Origin of the sequence: Clostridium sp. (assembly GCF_029258205.1) — a bacterium.
Classification (GTDB): Bacteria; Bacillota; Clostridia; order Clostridiales; family Clostridiaceae; genus Sarcina.
On sequence record NZ_JARHZJ010000025.1, the window covers coordinates 1 to 16082 of the forward strand.

The 16082-nt window shown below is 26.7% G+C and carries 14 protein-coding genes; 10 read left to right on the forward strand and 4 right to left on the reverse strand.

Translation table 11 applies throughout. The annotated features are described in order from the left end of the window. Positions 1-34 precede the first annotated feature (34 nt). The 3 genes from Q1J60_RS03235 (at position 35) to Q1J60_RS03245 (ending at position 3056) form a co-directional block, all read left to right on the forward strand. The gene (locus Q1J60_RS03235; protein ID WP_300258431.1) at positions 35-472 is read left to right on the forward strand and encodes an ACT domain-containing protein; all 438 of its coding nucleotides are present in this window, start codon (positions 35-37) and stop codon (positions 470-472) included. Between the two features lie 72 nt (positions 473-544). Further along, entirely contained in the window at positions 545-802 is a 258-nt protein-coding gene (locus Q1J60_RS03240) for a DUF1653 domain-containing protein (protein ID WP_300258434.1), read from the forward strand. A 682-nt stretch (positions 803-1484) separates the two neighbouring features. Next, positions 1485-3056 (forward strand): ClC family H(+)/Cl(-) exchange transporter, encoded by a 1572-nt coding sequence (locus Q1J60_RS03245; RefSeq protein ID WP_300258437.1) that lies wholly within the window; start codon positions 1485-1487, stop codon positions 3054-3056. 132 nt (positions 3057-3188) lie between these two features. Here Q1J60_RS03245 and Q1J60_RS03250 read toward each other — a convergent pair whose 3' ends face one another. After that, on the reverse strand, positions 3189-3767 hold the full coding sequence (locus Q1J60_RS03250; protein WP_300258440.1) for a flavin reductase family protein: 579 nt from the start codon (positions 3765-3767) through the stop codon (positions 3189-3191). Positions 3768-3926: 159 nt separating this feature from the next. On the opposite strand from Q1J60_RS03250, the gene Q1J60_RS03255 reads away from it, so the two are divergent. Next, the gene (locus Q1J60_RS03255; RefSeq protein WP_300374880.1) at positions 3927-4652 is read left to right on the forward strand and encodes an N-acetylmuramoyl-L-alanine amidase family protein; all 726 of its coding nucleotides are present in this window, start codon (positions 3927-3929) and stop codon (positions 4650-4652) included. Positions 4653-4788: 136 nt separating this feature from the next. On the opposite strand, the gene Q1J60_RS03260 is transcribed toward Q1J60_RS03255, so the two are convergent. Further along, positions 4789-5943 (reverse strand): amidase domain-containing protein, encoded by a 1155-nt coding sequence (locus Q1J60_RS03260; RefSeq protein ID WP_300258446.1) that lies wholly within the window; start codon positions 5941-5943, stop codon positions 4789-4791. A 169-nt stretch (positions 5944-6112) separates the two neighbouring features. Between Q1J60_RS03260 and Q1J60_RS03265 the strand changes: the two genes are divergently transcribed. The 5 genes from Q1J60_RS03265 to Q1J60_RS03285 all read left to right on the forward strand — a co-directional run bounded on the left by Q1J60_RS03265 (position 6113) and on the right by Q1J60_RS03285 (position 12544). Continuing rightward, a complete protein-coding gene (locus Q1J60_RS03265; protein ID WP_300258449.1) occupies positions 6113-6382 on the forward strand; it encodes a hypothetical protein in 270 nt (89 codons plus the stop codon). Positions 6383-6653: 271 nt separating this feature from the next. Beyond that, a complete protein-coding gene (locus Q1J60_RS03270; RefSeq protein ID WP_300258451.1) occupies positions 6654-9575 on the forward strand; it encodes an insulinase family protein in 2922 nt (973 codons plus the stop codon). A 242-nt stretch (positions 9576-9817) separates the two neighbouring features. Continuing rightward, positions 9818-10726: an exonuclease domain-containing protein gene (locus Q1J60_RS03275; protein ID WP_300258453.1), complete on the forward strand. Its 909-nt coding sequence runs from the start codon at positions 9818-9820 to the stop codon at positions 10724-10726. 179 nt (positions 10727-10905) lie between these two features. Further along, positions 10906-11250 (forward strand): hypothetical protein, encoded by a 345-nt coding sequence (locus Q1J60_RS03280; protein WP_300258456.1) that lies wholly within the window; start codon positions 10906-10908, stop codon positions 11248-11250. A 10-nt stretch (positions 11251-11260) separates the two neighbouring features. Beyond that, positions 11261-12544: a zinc ribbon domain-containing protein gene (locus tag Q1J60_RS03285; protein WP_300258459.1), complete on the forward strand. Its 1284-nt coding sequence runs from the start codon at positions 11261-11263 to the stop codon at positions 12542-12544. Positions 12545-12584: 40 nt separating this feature from the next. On the opposite strand, the gene deoD is transcribed toward Q1J60_RS03285, so the two are convergent. Next, entirely contained in the window at positions 12585-13292 is a 708-nt protein-coding gene (deoD, locus tag Q1J60_RS03290) for a purine-nucleoside phosphorylase (protein WP_300258462.1), read from the reverse strand. Between the two features lie 179 nt (positions 13293-13471). Between deoD and Q1J60_RS03295 the strand changes: the two genes are divergently transcribed. After that, entirely contained in the window at positions 13472-13714 is a 243-nt protein-coding gene (locus Q1J60_RS03295; RefSeq protein ID WP_300258465.1) for a hypothetical protein, read from the forward strand. A 34-nt stretch (positions 13715-13748) separates the two neighbouring features. On the opposite strand, the gene Q1J60_RS03300 is transcribed toward Q1J60_RS03295, so the two are convergent. Continuing rightward, positions 13749-15335 (reverse strand): DEAD/DEAH box helicase, encoded by a 1587-nt coding sequence (locus Q1J60_RS03300; RefSeq protein WP_300258467.1) that lies wholly within the window; start codon positions 15333-15335, stop codon positions 13749-13751. Positions 15336-16082: the final 747 nt, after the last annotated feature.

Consider the following 16082-nt stretch of genomic DNA (forward strand, 5'->3'; position numbering starts at 1 on the left):
ATATTTTATAGATGTGAAGAGGTGAATAGTTCCAATGGAAGGAAATTTATTAGTTATAGATAAAAGAGTATTGCCAGAAGTTTTTGAAAAGGTAATAAACGCTAAAAGACTTTTAAAAGAAGGAAAAGTTAAAGAGATAACAGAAGCTGTGAAGCAAGTTGGTATTAGTAGAAGTGTTTATTATAAGTATAAAGACTATATATTTGAATTTGTAGAGACTATTCAAGGTAGAAAAGTTATATTTAATATGGTGGTTACTCATGAAAAGGGAGTTTTATCATCAGTTTTAAATATATTATCAGATGTTGGGGGAAACATACTTACAATAGATCAAGGGCTACCTATACATGGATTAGCTCATGTAAGTTTCACAATAGACATATCAACTATGAAGTGTGATATAAAAGAAATGTTAAACGAAATAGAATTAGTTCATGGTGTTGAAAAGGTAGAATTTGTTGCCATGGAATAAAAAGGGAGTGTATCAAAATAGCTTTATTACTATATTTTGATACAACCCCTTTTGTTTTTAGGAGGAGTTATTATGGATAGAAATATTGAAAAAAGTATAGGAAAAATATTTAGACACTTTAAAGGTGATTTTTACTTAGTAGAGGGTGTAGTTACTAATTCAGAAAGTGGAGAAAAAATGGTATTATATAGAGCTTTATATGGAGATTGTGGTCAATTTGTAAGACCGTATGATATGTTTTTAGAGAAAGTTCCAAAGGAAAAAGAAAATCCTACAGGACAAAAATATAGATTTCAAGAATTTGAAGTTGAAAGCTTAAATAGAAAATAATAATTTTAGAATTTATTATTAGTAGAACTTTGAAGTAGAAACGTAATAGCTCAGAAATTTCTGAGCTATCTTAATGAATAAGAGGTTACAGCAAATTAGCTATAACGAAAAATGAGTTTAGAGAAATTTAAAACCCTAAAATAATAACGCGTACATTTTAGAATGTAGTTTTAAATTTAATCTCTAAAGTAGAGAAATATTATATGAAAACAGCTGTATAGATTAAATAACTCTACAGCTAATATTATTATCAAATATATTAATTTCTATACAACTTTAAAAATTATTTTTAATTAATAAAGGCTTTAGGTTTAATATAATGATTAATAACAGGCACAAGTAAATTTTAGGGTCAAAAATTTTGTGATTTTATACTTAGTAAGTTCTTCATCATAAGCTGTATGAAGTCATTTTTAAAAGGTAAAAAGACTCATTGATACACACCATTTTACATAAAATTTATATTTTAATACTATGTATAAAATTTTTAATAAAATACATATTTTAATTAATAAGATTTTATATTAAAAGAATAAAACTATTGTTATGAGGAGTGGATAATGTTTACAATGATATTTTAAAAAATAATTTAAAATTGAAGTTTAATTAAATTTGAATCTGCAAAAACATAAGAGTATAATAAATATGTTAATAAAATGTTAAGTGTAAGGAGGTGGAATCTTTGAGTAATGAGAGTACAGAAAAAATACTGTCACATAGAAAGGATTTAAGATTTAAATTAGTTCTAGAAGGTGCTGCCATAGGACTTTTATGTTCTTTAATTTTAGTACTAAATAGAATTATTGTTAATTATTTATTTCCGCTTTTTAAAAAGCTTTATGAATGGGCAGCATTAAGTGTAACTAACATGATTATAGTTTTAGTTGTATTAGCTATTTTAGGAGCTCTTGTTGGGTTTATGGTTAGAAGAGAACCTATGATTTCAGGAAGTGGTATTCCTCAAGTTGAAGGAGAATTAATTGGTAAACTTAAAATGAACTGGCTAAAGATTTTAATTTATAAGTTCTTAGGAGGAGTAATTTCCTTAGGAGCTGGATTGTCTTTAGGTAGAGAAGGTCCATCAGTACAAATGGGAGCTGCTGTAGGAGAAGGATTTAGTAATAGTCTAAAAAGAATAAATGTAGAGAAAAAATATTTAATAACATCAGGTGCTTCAGCAGGTTTAGCTGGAGCATTTAATGCGCCTCTATCAGGGGTAATATTTGCTTTAGAAGAGGTACATAAGAGTTTCTCACCTTTAGTTTTAGTATCTGCAATGGCTGCATCCTTAGTATCTGATTTTGTCTCAAAACAATTTTTAGGAATGAATCCTAGCTTAGGTATTGAGAAGGTTCCTGTATTACCTTTAAAATATTATTGGGTGCTAATAATATTAGGAGTACTTTTAGGTATAGGAGGTGCAATATTCTCAAAGGGAATTTTAAAAGTACAAAGTTTATATGGAAATTTCAAAAAGGTTCCTGTAGAAGTTAAGGTAATGATTCCTTTCTTATTAACAGGTATATTAGGTATTTTTGCACCAATAATACTAGGTGGTGGACATGAACTTATAATGGATTTAACAACTAAGAACTTTCCAATAAAAATTCTTTTAGTTGTACTTTTGGTTAAATTTTTGTTAACTATTATAAGTTTCGGTGCAGGTACACCAGGTGGTATATTCTTTCCACTATTACTTTTAGGTGCAGTATTAGGTAATATAGTTGGAATAGTAAGTTGTAATGCATTTGGAGTTCCAAATCAATATATAATAGATTTTATAATATTAGCCATGGCAGGTAACTTTGCTTCAATAGTAAAGGCTCCGATTACAGGTATAATACTTATTACAGAGATGACAGGCTCTTTTGAACATATGCTATCTTTATCTGTAGTTGTAATAATTTCATATGTAACATCTGACTTGCTAAAGAGTGAACCAATATATGAATCTTTATTAGAAAGATGGATAGAAAAGGCTGGTTCAGAAGTAGAAGAACCTTCTAATAATAAAACTCTACTAGAGGTTGGAATAGAACTTGGTAGCGAAGCTGAGGGAAAAGAAATAAAAGATGTTAATTGGCCAAAATCAGCTCTTTTAGTTGCAATAAAAAGAGGAAATAACGAAATAATACCTAAGGGTTCTATTGAAATACAAAGTGGAGATTATTTAGTAGTTATGGTTGATGAGAGTAGAGCAAGCTCTGTTTTAGAAGAAATTCAATTCTTAACATCTGCTAAAGAAGAATTTTAATTATACATATGAAAAGATAGTAATAAACGTTGTAAAGAGTGTTAAGAAGCATATATAAAAATTTAAAAAAGACACTAGGGAATTTTTTAAAACCAATTTCCTAGTGTCTTTTTTGAATATTTAGTTAGAATACTATCTTGATTTTTTCTTTTTCTTAATTGAATAACCAAAAGAGCCTAGTGGTTTAGAATTAAGACCAAAATATTCTCCGTGACTATATGCTAATAGATTAGCTTTATTAAAATGAATTTTTCCTTTTTCATCTATAAGACTTTCATCAACTTTTACATTAACAACCTCAAATAAAAACATATCATGTGTACCTAAAGGTGTTATTGATTTAAGTTTACATTCTAAAGCTACAGGTGCTTTTTCAATAGAAGGAGTACTTATAGCAATTCCTTTATTAAGAGTATATCCAAAGTGTTTAATTTTATCAACTTTTCTTCCAGATTTAACACCGCAAAAATCAACAAATTTAACCATATCTCTACATGGTAAATTTATAACACATTCCTCACTTTCTTTTATATACTCATGAGATAATCTTTCCGGTCTTATTCCCATGGCAATCATTGGAGGTTTAGTGCAAACTGTGCTAACCCAGCCAACAGTAAAAGCATTTACTTTATCTTCCTTATTTTTAGAAGTAATAAGAACTACTGGAGTAGGATTTAACATTACACTTCCTTTAAAATTAACTTTTTTCATATGTATCTCCTTTAATTTATATTAAATTCTTTATTAGACATAATTTAAGACTTTAAAATTATAACATGAAAAATTTATATGTAAAACTACAGTAGATAATATTTTTTAGAGTTTAGATAAATACTATTTATTATTTAAACACTAGAAAGGATTTTTATTATGAAAAAGAGATGTATATTTTTATTGGGAATTTTTCTTTTGGTAAACGTAGTTATTACTAATTTACTAGTAAAGAATGTTTTAGGAAAAGAAAAAGAAGAGATTACTATATGTATTGATGCAGGTCATCAAGAAAAAGGAGATAGTAAGCTTGAACCTATAGCACCTTGGTCTAATCAAAAAAAGCCTAGAGTATCTTCAGGAACAGCTGGAGTTGGTACAAAAAATACAGAGTATGAAATAAATTTACAAGTAGCTATGATTTTAAAAGAACTTTTAAATAAAGAAGGCTATAAAGTAATTATGACAAGAGAAAAAAACCAGGTTAGCTTAAGTAATAGAGAAAGGGCAGAAATAGGAAATGAATCAAAGGCAGATATTTCAATAAAACTTCACTGTGATGGTTCAAATAATTCAGGGAAAAGAGGAGCTTCAATTTTAATTCCTTCTTCTGAAACAAAGGAGTTAAAAGGTATATATGAAGAAAGTAAAAAATATGGAGAAATTTTAAATGAAACTTTGAAAGATGGTGGAGTAAAAGTTAATGGAGTTTTTGAAAGAAAAGATATGACAGGATTTAACTGGTCACAAAGACCTGTAATAATTTTAGAGATGGGATTTATGAGCAATTGGGAAGATGATGCTTTGCTAGGAGATAAGTTATATCAACAGAAAATAGCTGATTTAATAGTTAAGTCATTAGAAAAATATAGATTAGAACTATAGTTAAAAAATGATATGTATTAAAACTTGAACATAAAACTTATAAATAAGTATGAGTAGAATATCTGAATAATTCTAAAAAATTATTTATAAGTTTTATTTTTTCGTTATTTTTATACATATCATTTTTATATATAAATTAATAATAAACATCTACTAGGTGAAAACTTATATTGTCATTGCTCCAACCTAAATCGAAAGGAACAAGAAGTCTATCTGTGTTATGGCAAGTTACTAGAGGATAACCTTTACTATCTAAGCCTGTAACTGTTGAAATATGAGTTATTCGTCCATTTTTTTCATAAGCTACAAAATCACCAGGTCTTAAATTATATGCAGCTTTATATATTTCTGAATATTTACCTTTAGCAATATAGGAAGCACGTCCACTATTAACCATGTAATTTTTAAATGCTTGAGCATTTACCCAAGCTTTAGAACCGTCACCATTAGAATAGTTCCATGTTGAATTTTTCTTAAATCCACCACCTTCAAAAAGAATTTGAGAGGCAAAGTTTGCACAGTCTCCCCCTTGAGGGTTAAAGTCTGTATATTTTTTATTATAGTTAAAACCAAGTTCATCATCTGCGGCAGCGCCACAATAGTTGTGTGCATAGTCTATAGCATTTTTTGTTCTTTCATCAGGTGAATAAGATGGACTAGAACTATTTAATATATAGGATTTAATTTCATCAGATTTTATATTATTTAAATCTAGAGAATCAGCAAAGGGATCAGTATACCATTCCTTAGTGATAATATATCTGTCTCCTTCATTTTTTAAATTTAAATAGTGATAAGTACCTAATCTAAATGTATTAGTTTTAAGTGGATCATTAAGATAATAATATGTAAATTCACTTGAAACAACACATATTATTCCGTATAGGTCCTTTTCTCTTTCTCTAGCTTTTCTTATTTCAGTTTTTGATTTTATTTCATTAAATACAACTCCTTGCTTTTGAGACCAGTTATTTAAATACTTAACTTTTTTACTTTCACTTTCATATGCCCAAAGGCTAGGTTTTTTTTGTAAATCATAAAATTTCTTTAATTCATCTAGGTCATTGTTTAATATAGCTATATTTGTATTTTTAAATAAATCCTGAAGTACTTCTTCAAATTTTGCCTTTAATTCATCATCTTCCTTCTTCTCAGGTTCTTTTAATAAATTTATGGCTTCTGAAAATTCAGCGGGTTTCTTTTTATTTAAGTATGAATGTATGGATAAGATTAATAATACTACTATTAGAAATAAAGAAGTTACTAATAATATTGTTTGTTTTTTTTTCATTAAGTTCCTCCTATTTTTAATACATAATTCAATAATGTATATGATTAATAACTAAAAAAAATAATAAATAAAAGTAAATATTAACTTAATAAGAGATATATGCTTTTAAATTTTTTAAAATGTTGATAAAATTAATATGTAATAAGAGAGTAAAGGAGAATTACATAAGATGAAATTAGTAAAAGGAAAAATTCCATTTATAAGAAGTATTTTTGGATGCTTTATTTTTCCACTTGTAATTGGATACTTTTATACATATCTTAATCCAGAATGGTTTACAACAAATCAATGGGTTGGTGTTGTAGCAGGAAGTTTACTTATAGCTAGAGGAATATTTGAAAAAGTTATGGCTAATAACGAAAGAAATGCAAAGGTTAGTTTTTTGGGTGGGGGAGCAATAATTCTATATGTTATTGCTAGATATTTTGGAATACTATAAAAATTATTATATATAATTTTTAGTTCAATATTTTAAAAAGGAATATTAGTAAATTTAATAAAATTTAATTAACCACTAAGAATAATCTTAAGCTAAAAGAGAAATGATATAGATTTAGTTATATCATTTCTTTTTATAAAATTAAATAAATAAAAAGATATTTGGAAATAAATATATATATATACTAGCAAACTTTTTAATATAGGGTAATTGTGGTACAATTATTAAAATAAATATATTAACAAAATACATTTCCATAGGAGTGTGAAAAATGAATTTTAAAGAGAATAATATTTATAGTGGATTTAAACTTTTAAACATAGAAAATTTAAATCAAATAGGTGGAGTAGGTTTAAGGTTTGAGCATGAAAAAACTAAGGCTAAGCTTATAAAAATCATAAGTGAAGATGATAATAAGTGCTTTGCAATAGGTTTTAGAACTCCACCAGATAATAGTACAGGAGTACCTCACATTTTAGAGCATTCAGTTTTATGTGGTTCTAGAAAATTTAATACTAAGGAACCATTCGTAGAACTTTTAAAAGGGTCTTTAAATACATTCTTAAATGCTATGACATATCCAGATAAAACAATATATCCAGTAGCATCAAGAAATGAAAAAGATTTTATGAATCTTATGGATGTTTATTTAGATGCTGTATTATATCCAAATATATATAAGCATAAGGAAATATTCATGCAAGAAGGATGGCATTATTATATAGAAAATAAGGATGATGAATTAAAGTATAATGGTGTTGTTTATAATGAGATGAAGGGAGCATACTCATCTCCAGATTCTATACTTTATAGAAAAATACCACAAACAATATATCCAGATACTTGCTATGCCTTATCTTCAGGAGGGGATCCTGATGAAATACCAAATTTAACTTATGAAGAGTTTTTAGAATTTCATAAGAAATATTATCATCCTTCAAACTCATATATTTTCTTATATGGTAATGGAGATACTGAGAAAGAATTAGAATTTATAAATGAAGAGTATTTAAAGAATTTTGAATATAAAGAGATAGATTCAGAAATAAAAGAACAAAAATCTTTTGAGAATATGAAAGAAGAAAGCTTTACTTATGGAATAGCTGAAAGTGAAGATTTAAATCATAAAAGTTACTATAGCTTAAACTTTGTAATTGGAGATGCCACAGATGGTGAAAAAGGCTTAGCTTTTGATGTTTTAGCATATCTTCTAACAAGAAGTACAGCAGCTCCATTAAAGAAAGCATTAATAGATGCAGGAATAGGGAAAGCTGTATCAGGAGACTTTGATAACTCAACTAAACAATCAGCCTTTACTGTTTTAGTTAAGAATGCAGAGCTAAACAAAGAAGAAGAATTTAAAAAAGTAGTAATGAACACTTTGAAGGATTTAGTTGAAAATGGCATAGATAAAGAACTTATAGAAGCTTCTATAAATAGAGTTGAATTTGAATTAAGGGAAGGAGATTATGGCTCTTATCCTAATGGATTAATTTATTATTTAAAAGTTATGGATAGCTGGCTTTATGATGGTGATCCATATGCTCATTTAGAATATGAAAAAAATCTTGAAAAAATAAAATCTGCTTTAACAAGTAATTATTTTGAAGATTTAATTGAAAAATATATGATAAATAATACTCACTCTTCACTTGTTTCTCTTAATCCTGAAAAAGGAATAAATGAGAAAAAGTCTGCTGAATTAAAGAAGAAGTTAGAAGAGATTAAAAATAGTTTTGATGAAAAGACTTTAAATGAAATAATTGATAATTGTAAAAAGTTAAAAGAAAGACAAAGTACACCTGATAAGAAAGAAGATTTAGAAAGTATTCCTATGTTATCTTTAGAGGATATAGATAAAGAAGCAACTAAAATTCCTACAGAAAAAAAGGATATAGATGGAATTACAACATTACACCATGATTTTCATACTAATAAAATAGACTATGTTAATTTCTTCTTTAATACAAATAGTGTTCCTCAAGATTTAATACCTTATATTGGATTACTATGTGATATATTAGGTAAGTGTGGAACAAAAGATTATGATTATTCTAAATTATCAAATGCTATAAATATAAATACAGGTGGAATAAGCTTTGGTGCTATAACTTTTGCTAATCTAAAGAAAAATAATGAGTTTAGTCCATATTTAGAAATTTCATATAAAGCATTAAGTAGTAAGACTAATAAAGCTATAGAGTTAGTTTCTGAGATTGTAAATCACACTGACTTAGATGATATGGATAGAATTATGCAAATAATCAGAGAAAAAAGAGCTAGATTAGAAGGAGCTATATTTGATAGTGGTCATAGAATAGCTATGAAAAAAGTTTTATCATATTGCACAAATAGAGGAGCTTATGATGAAAAAATAAGTGGATTAGATTATTATGATTTCTTAGTAAATATAGATAAGGAAGATAAAAAATCCATAATATCAGATAATTTAAAAAAGGTAAGAGACTTAATCTTTAATAAGCAAAATATGCTTATAAGTTATTCAGGAAAAGAAGATGAATATAAAAACTTTAAGAAAAAAGTAAAATATTTAATAAGCAAAATAAATAATAATAATTTTGAAAAAGAAGAATATAGATTTGAGTTAGTAAAGAAAAATGAAGGACTTTTAACTCAAGGCAATGTACAATATGTAGCTAAAGGTGGAAACTACAAAATTGATGGATATAAGTATTCTGGTGCCTTATCTTTATTAGAAAGTATTCTAGGGTTTGACTACTTATGGAATTCTGTAAGAGTTAAAGGTGGAGCTTATGGAGTGTTTTCTAACTTTAGAAGAGATGGTGGAGCATATATAGTTTCATATAGAGATCCTAATATAGTAAGTACATTAGAAGCTTATGATAATATACCTAACTATTTAAATGATTTTGAAGCTGATGAAAGAGAAATGACTAAATACATTATAGGTACAATAAGAAAATATGATCAACCTATAAGCAATGGTATAAAAGGTGATATAGCAGTTTCATACTATTTAAGTAACTTTACTTATGAAGATCTTCAAAAAGAAAGAGAAGAAATTATAAATGCAGATGTAGAAAAAATTAAGAGTTTTGCACCTATGATTAAAGATCTAATGAAGGAAGACTACATCTGTGTACTAGGTAATGAAGAAAAGATAAAAGAGAATAAAGAGATATTTAATAATATTAAAAGTGTAATTAAATAGACTTTTAATTTGATTTTAAAATTTTTTGTTTAAGAAGTAAGTTTACTTTTAGAGTTTTTTAATTATAAATATAAAGTGAAATCTATAAATACAACTTAAAAATAGTCTTAAAGCAGAAATTTAGACCTTACTGTAGAAATATTTTATTTCTACAGTAAGGTCTTTTTATTTTAAATTAAAATAATAAAATAAAATGTGATATAATATTGTTTATTGTTACATAGAAAGGGAGAAAGACATAAATGGATTTTGTTGCAATAGACTTCGAAACTGCTAATGAGAAAAGAAATAGTGCTTGTTCTATTGGGTTGACTGTTGTTAAAAATAATAAAATTGTTGAGGAAAAATATTTTTTAATAAAGCCTTGTGAAATGAGATTTCAGCCTATGAATATATGGATACATGGAATTAGGCCAGAGGATGTTGAAAATGAGAGAACTTTTAATAAAATATGGGAAGAAATAAAATGTTACATAGATGGGAATTTAGTAATAGCTCATAATGCAGCTTTTGATATTAGCGTTCTTAGAAAAACTTTAGATTTTTATGATATACCTTATCCAGATTTTGAATATGCCTGTACAGTAGTTATGGCAAAGAATTATTATAAATCATTACCAAATCATAAATTAGGAACTGTAAGTGAAGCTTTAGGTTTTGAATTTTCTCATCACCATGCAGGGGAAGATGCAAGGGCATGTGCTAATATATTACTTAATATATGCAAAGACTTAGAGATAGAATCAGTTGAAGAACTTTCAGATAAGCTTGCCATAAGAATAGGTGCTGTTTATAAAAATGGATATAAATCTTCTGGAAAAAAGGGTGAATGTAAATATTCAAGCAATTTAAGGCTTAAAGAAAAGAAGAAAGAGGAAGAAAGATCTTTAAAGTGTAAAAATGTAGTTTTTACAGGGCCTTTAAGCTCTATGTCTAGAGGAGAAGCCATAGGGAATGTAATAAGATGTGGAGGGTTTGTCTCAAGCTCTGTAAGTAAAAAGACAAATTACTTAATTACAGGAATTAGAGATTTAAATAAATTAAAAGAAAACGAAAAGAGTATTAAATTAAAAAAAGCAGAAAATTTAATAAAAGAAAATTTTGATATTAAGATAATAAATGAAGAAGAGTTCTTATCTATAATAGAATAAATAAACTTTTGTTTTAAATATAAATATTAAAAAATAGCTCATTTAGTGGCTATTTTTGCTCTTGTTAACAATAAATTATTTACAATAATATTTATTATGCTAAAATAAGTTGGTAAAATTAATTTATGTAATACTAGAATTAGTTAGTAAATTTTAGTTAGGAAATTAGAGGTGGTTAAATGGATAAATTATTTACTATAAGTGGAGTGGATTTTTTAGCAGAGGATTTTCAAGATGATATAAGTGAATTTCAAGATATAATACCTATATTACAAGATTTTCAAGAAGAATTAAAATTAGAGAAAATAAAGTGTACAGATGAGAATGATTGCTGTTTTAAAACTAAAGAAAATTATATATGCGAATTAGTAGGAGCTTTAACTGAAGATGATGAATTTTATTCATTAAAAGAGTTAAGAAGTGATTATAATAGATTTAAAGATGAAATACTATATCCTTTTGGAATACAAGTTTATAAATGTACATCCTGTAATAAGTGGATTATAAATTTACTAGAGGAGTAAGCTTTAACATATGGATAAATTGAAAGAGATTATTGCAGGGATAGGTCATAACATTTGTAGCTTTTATAAAAGAGTAAAAAATAAAATTATAAAAGAAAAGGATCCTAAGGTGATATTAATTTGTATTATTGCTTTAGCTTTAATTATAGTATTTCTATATGGTAATGTCAGTAGTAAAAAGAGAGATGTAATTGAACAATTATCTAATTCATTAAGTAAAGGAAATGAAAGAGCCTTGATGAATTTAATAGAAAAAGGAAATAAAAGTTCAGCAATAACAAAAGAACAGTTAATACCATATATTGATTTTTTTAAATCAGATAAAAGTAGAATTAATAAATTAGTATCTTCTTTAGAAAATGGTGATGAGGTATATTCTACAAAGTTAGAGTCTAAAAAAAGTTTTTGGGGAGAAAAATGGTATGTTGTAATACAAAAAAAGAAGCTTGTTGTATTATCTAATTTTCCAGAAGCTAGTGTATATTTAAATGGTAATTTTATAGGGACAACTAATACTAGTAGAAGTTTAGAAATACCTAATTTAATACCGGGAGTATATGATGTTAAAATTGAGAAAAAAGCATATAATTCTAATTTAGTAGAAGAAAAAAATATAATTTTCATGGATAATAATAAGATAAATATACCCTTAAATGGAATGTTAGTTACAGTTAAGAGTAGTTTTGAGGATAGTAATGTATATATAAATGGAGAGGACTCAGGTATAAAGGTAAAAGATTTTAAGGATGTTGGACCTTTCCCTAAGGATGGTTCAACATATTTAACTATAAAATGCAATACTCCTTGGGGAGAAATAGATAGCCAAAAGGTTTATATAGAAGACCATCCAGAAATAAATATAGAACTAGATTTAAAAGATACAATTATAAAAGATGATGTTGAAAAAGTTGTAAAAGAATTTTATAATAGCGTATTTCAGGCTTTAAATTCAGAGGATAAAAATGATATAAAAAATGCTAAAGATGAAGTTAAGAATAATATATATAATACATTAAGTCAAAAATATTTTCTTTTAAAGAATGGCTATGATATAAGTGATCTTCAAATTAAGATGGAAAATAGTTCGATAGAACGTAATCATGGTGTTTATGAAGCGAGGATTGTGGTTAATGTTTCTTATAAGATAAAAAAGAAAATATTGGGAATAGATGTTAAAAGTGAATCAATGGAAAAAAACTTTTTCACAAATATGAAGTATGAAAATGGAAAGTGGATAGTTTATAATGTACAAGACTTTTCATTACCAGGTTTAGAAGAAGATAAGAATAATTAATAAATAAAAAACAGATTGAATAATCAATCTGTTTTTTATTTTATAAAGTTATGGCAGTATCAAGAGCAACTTCCATCATCTTTGTGAATGTAGTTTGGCGCTCTTCAGCAGTGGTTTCTTCAGCAGTAATTAAATGATCACTTATAGTAAGTATTGTTAAGGCATTAACACCATACTTAGATGCTAAGGTATATAAAGCAGCAGTTTCCATTTCAACAGCTAAAGTACCAAATTTAGCCCATTGTTTCCATGCTTCAGGATTATCATTATAGAAACTATCAGCTGTGAATACGCTACCAACTTTAGGAGAATATCCTTTTTCAACAGCAGTATCGTAAGCAGCCTTTAAAATTTTAAATGATGCTGTAGGAGCAAAATCTAAACCATTAAATCTAACTTTATTTATTGCAGAATCAGTATGAGATGACATAGCTAAAACTAAGTCTCTAACTTTTATATCTTCTTGCATACCGCCAGCTGTCCCTACTCTTATTAAATTTTTAACTCCATAATCTCTTATAAGTTCATTAACGTAAATAGAAATTGAAGGAACACCCATACCAGTACCTTGAACTGATATTCTTTTTCCTTTATATGTTCCTGTATATCCTAACATTCCTCTAACTTCATTGTAACAAACTGGATTTTCTAAAAATGTTTCAGCTATAAATTTAGCTCTTAAAGGATCTCCAGGCAATAAAATTGTTTCAGCTATTTGACCTTCTTTTGCACCTATATGAATACTCATAGTGTACCTCCTAATAATGTAAATGTTTTATAAGTAAATTTTATCATAAATAAATAAAAAATGCTAAAAATTATAAAAATTAAAATTTTAATTTAAGTAGTTAAAGTTTATTTAGTATGTTATATTAATAAGTAATACAAAATAATAGTTTATTAATTTGGTATTTATAAGAAAATGAGGTGATAATTTTGTTAAATATAGATAGAAATGAAATTAAAGATACGCCTGAGTATGAAAGCTTTGGTGAAAATGAATTTCCACTGAAATACTTAAGTGAAGAAGAGTTAGAAGAGTTAGGATTCAAAAAAAGTTGCTGTGGAAATAGAGGAGCATGTTCTAAAAAATCAAATGGAAATTGTGCAGGGTGTTCCTCAAGTGGATGTAGATGTTCAAAGGGTTCTAGCTATTGTAAGAATAAATAAAAAAGACATACTCATATGAGTATGTCTTTTTGTATTATTTTCTTTTTTTTGCAACTTCTATATTAACAGTTCTTCTATTAAGTTTTTTGCCCATTGATTTTTTCATTATATTATTTACTACATCAGCATCAACGTTAGCAAAGCAGAAGTTTTCTTTTATGTCTATATCTCCAACTTGTTTAGGGCTTATTCTAGCAGTTTCTTTTAAGAAATTAACAAGAGATTTAGGAGTTATACCATCTCTTCTTCCGACAGACATAAATAGTCTAGTTTCATCCATTACAGGAGCTTCTATAGAATTTGAAGTGTAATCAAAAGAAGATTCTTTATCAAATACTATTTTTAAAAGAGCAGCTGCAACATCTACTAAGCTATAATCTTCATCTAATTGAGTAGCTATTGGAATAAACTTTTGGAAATCTTCAGAAGCTTCTTCTATAGTAGATTTTACATTGTTTATTATGTTATTATGTTTATTTTGGAATATTTCATCAACTGTAGGTACAGCTTTTCTTATTATTTTACTCTTAGTATGCTTTTGAATTTGCTTAAGCATCATATATTCTTTTGGAGTAACTAAAGAATAAGCAACTCCTTCTCTGTTAGCTCTACCTGTTCTTCCGATTCTATGTACATAACTTTCATTGTCTTGTGGTAGATCATAGTTTATAACGTGAGTTACGCTTTCAACGTCTATTCCTCTAGCTGCAACGTCAGTAGCAACTAAGAAGTCTAAGCTTCCTTCTTTAAATTTTCTTAAAGTTTGAAGTCTATGGTTTTGGCTCATATCTCCGTGCATACCTTCAACCATGTATCCTCTAGCTTGCATTTTTTCTACAACTTCGTCAACACCTTTTTTGGTTTTGCAGAAAATTATTGCAGCATTTGGTTCATCAAAATCTAAAACTCTACAAAGTGTTTCAAATCTATCTCTATGTTTTATTTCAAAATAAAATTGTTCTATTTTTGAAACTGTTAAAGAACTTTTCTTTATTGCGATGTGCTTAGTATCTTTTTTCATGTAATTTTTAGCTAATTTTTTTATTTGTGGAGGCATAGTAGCAGAGAATAAAAGTGTTTGTCTATCAGTTTTTAATGATTTAACAATTTCTTCTAAATCATCAATGAATCCCATGTTTAACATTTCATCAGCTTCATCTAACACTAGGAATCCTATATCGTTAAGAGGTAAACTCTTTCTTCTTATTAAGTCTAATACTCTACCAGGTGTTCCAACAACTATATCAACACCATTTTTTAAAGCTCTAATTTGTCTATCTATTGGTTGACCACCGTATATTGGTAAAACAGAAAGTTTTTCGTGTTTTCCAAGTTTTACAAGTTCTTCGTTAACTTGTATAGCAAGCTCTCTAGTTGGTGCTAAAATAAGTGCTTTTGGAGTTTTCTTTTTTCCTGAAAAATTAGCATTATTTATTATAGCACATCCAAAAGCAGCTGTTTTACCAGTACCGGTTTGAGCTTGACCGATTATATCGTGTCCTTCTAGGGCTACAGGAATACTTTCAGCTTGAATTTGAGATGGTTCTTCAAATCCCATATCTTTTATAGCTTTAAGTAAGCTTTCCTTAAGACCTAAGTCATCAAATTTTATATTATTCATTCTTTATCCTCTTTCTTTTTGTATATTTTTAGTTTTTAAAATTTATTTTATTTTTAAAATTCTCACAATCAAACAAAGCTTATCATAACATAGTATCTTCATATAATCAAATAGTATTATTTAAAATGAAGATTAAAAAATTTATTTAAATGTTTACTATAAGTTATAATAATTAGGAGTTAAAAATGAATGAGAGAAATTAATTTGGAAGTTGGGATTTCTTAAGCATGTTTTTATCCAGATTTTGAATTGAAAAAATCAATTAAGATAATGAAAGAATTGGATTTAGATACAGGAGAATTATTTTTAAATACTTATAGTGATTATTTTGTAAAGAAACTAATTGAAGAAAAAGAGAAAAATAACTTTAATATAAAATCAGTAAATTTTTTTCATCTATAAATGAACCTTAATTTGATAAAGATGAGAGAAGAAAAGATTCTTTAGAGCTTTTAAAAAGTATATGCAAAGCTACTAATAAATTAGGAGTTTAATTATACAACTTTTATGGTATGAAAAAACAAGATTTTAATACTATTATAAAAAGGAAATTTTAGATATATAATGAATTAGCTCACATAGAAAGAGAAATAATATATATTTATCTCAAGAAAAAATGTTTATTGGTATATGTCTTAAGATATAGAATTTTTGAAGTATTTAAAAGATAACATAAAATATGATATTAAATTTACTTGTTATATAAAACAAGAATATAAAATTACTACATAGTCATGGAAAAGTAAA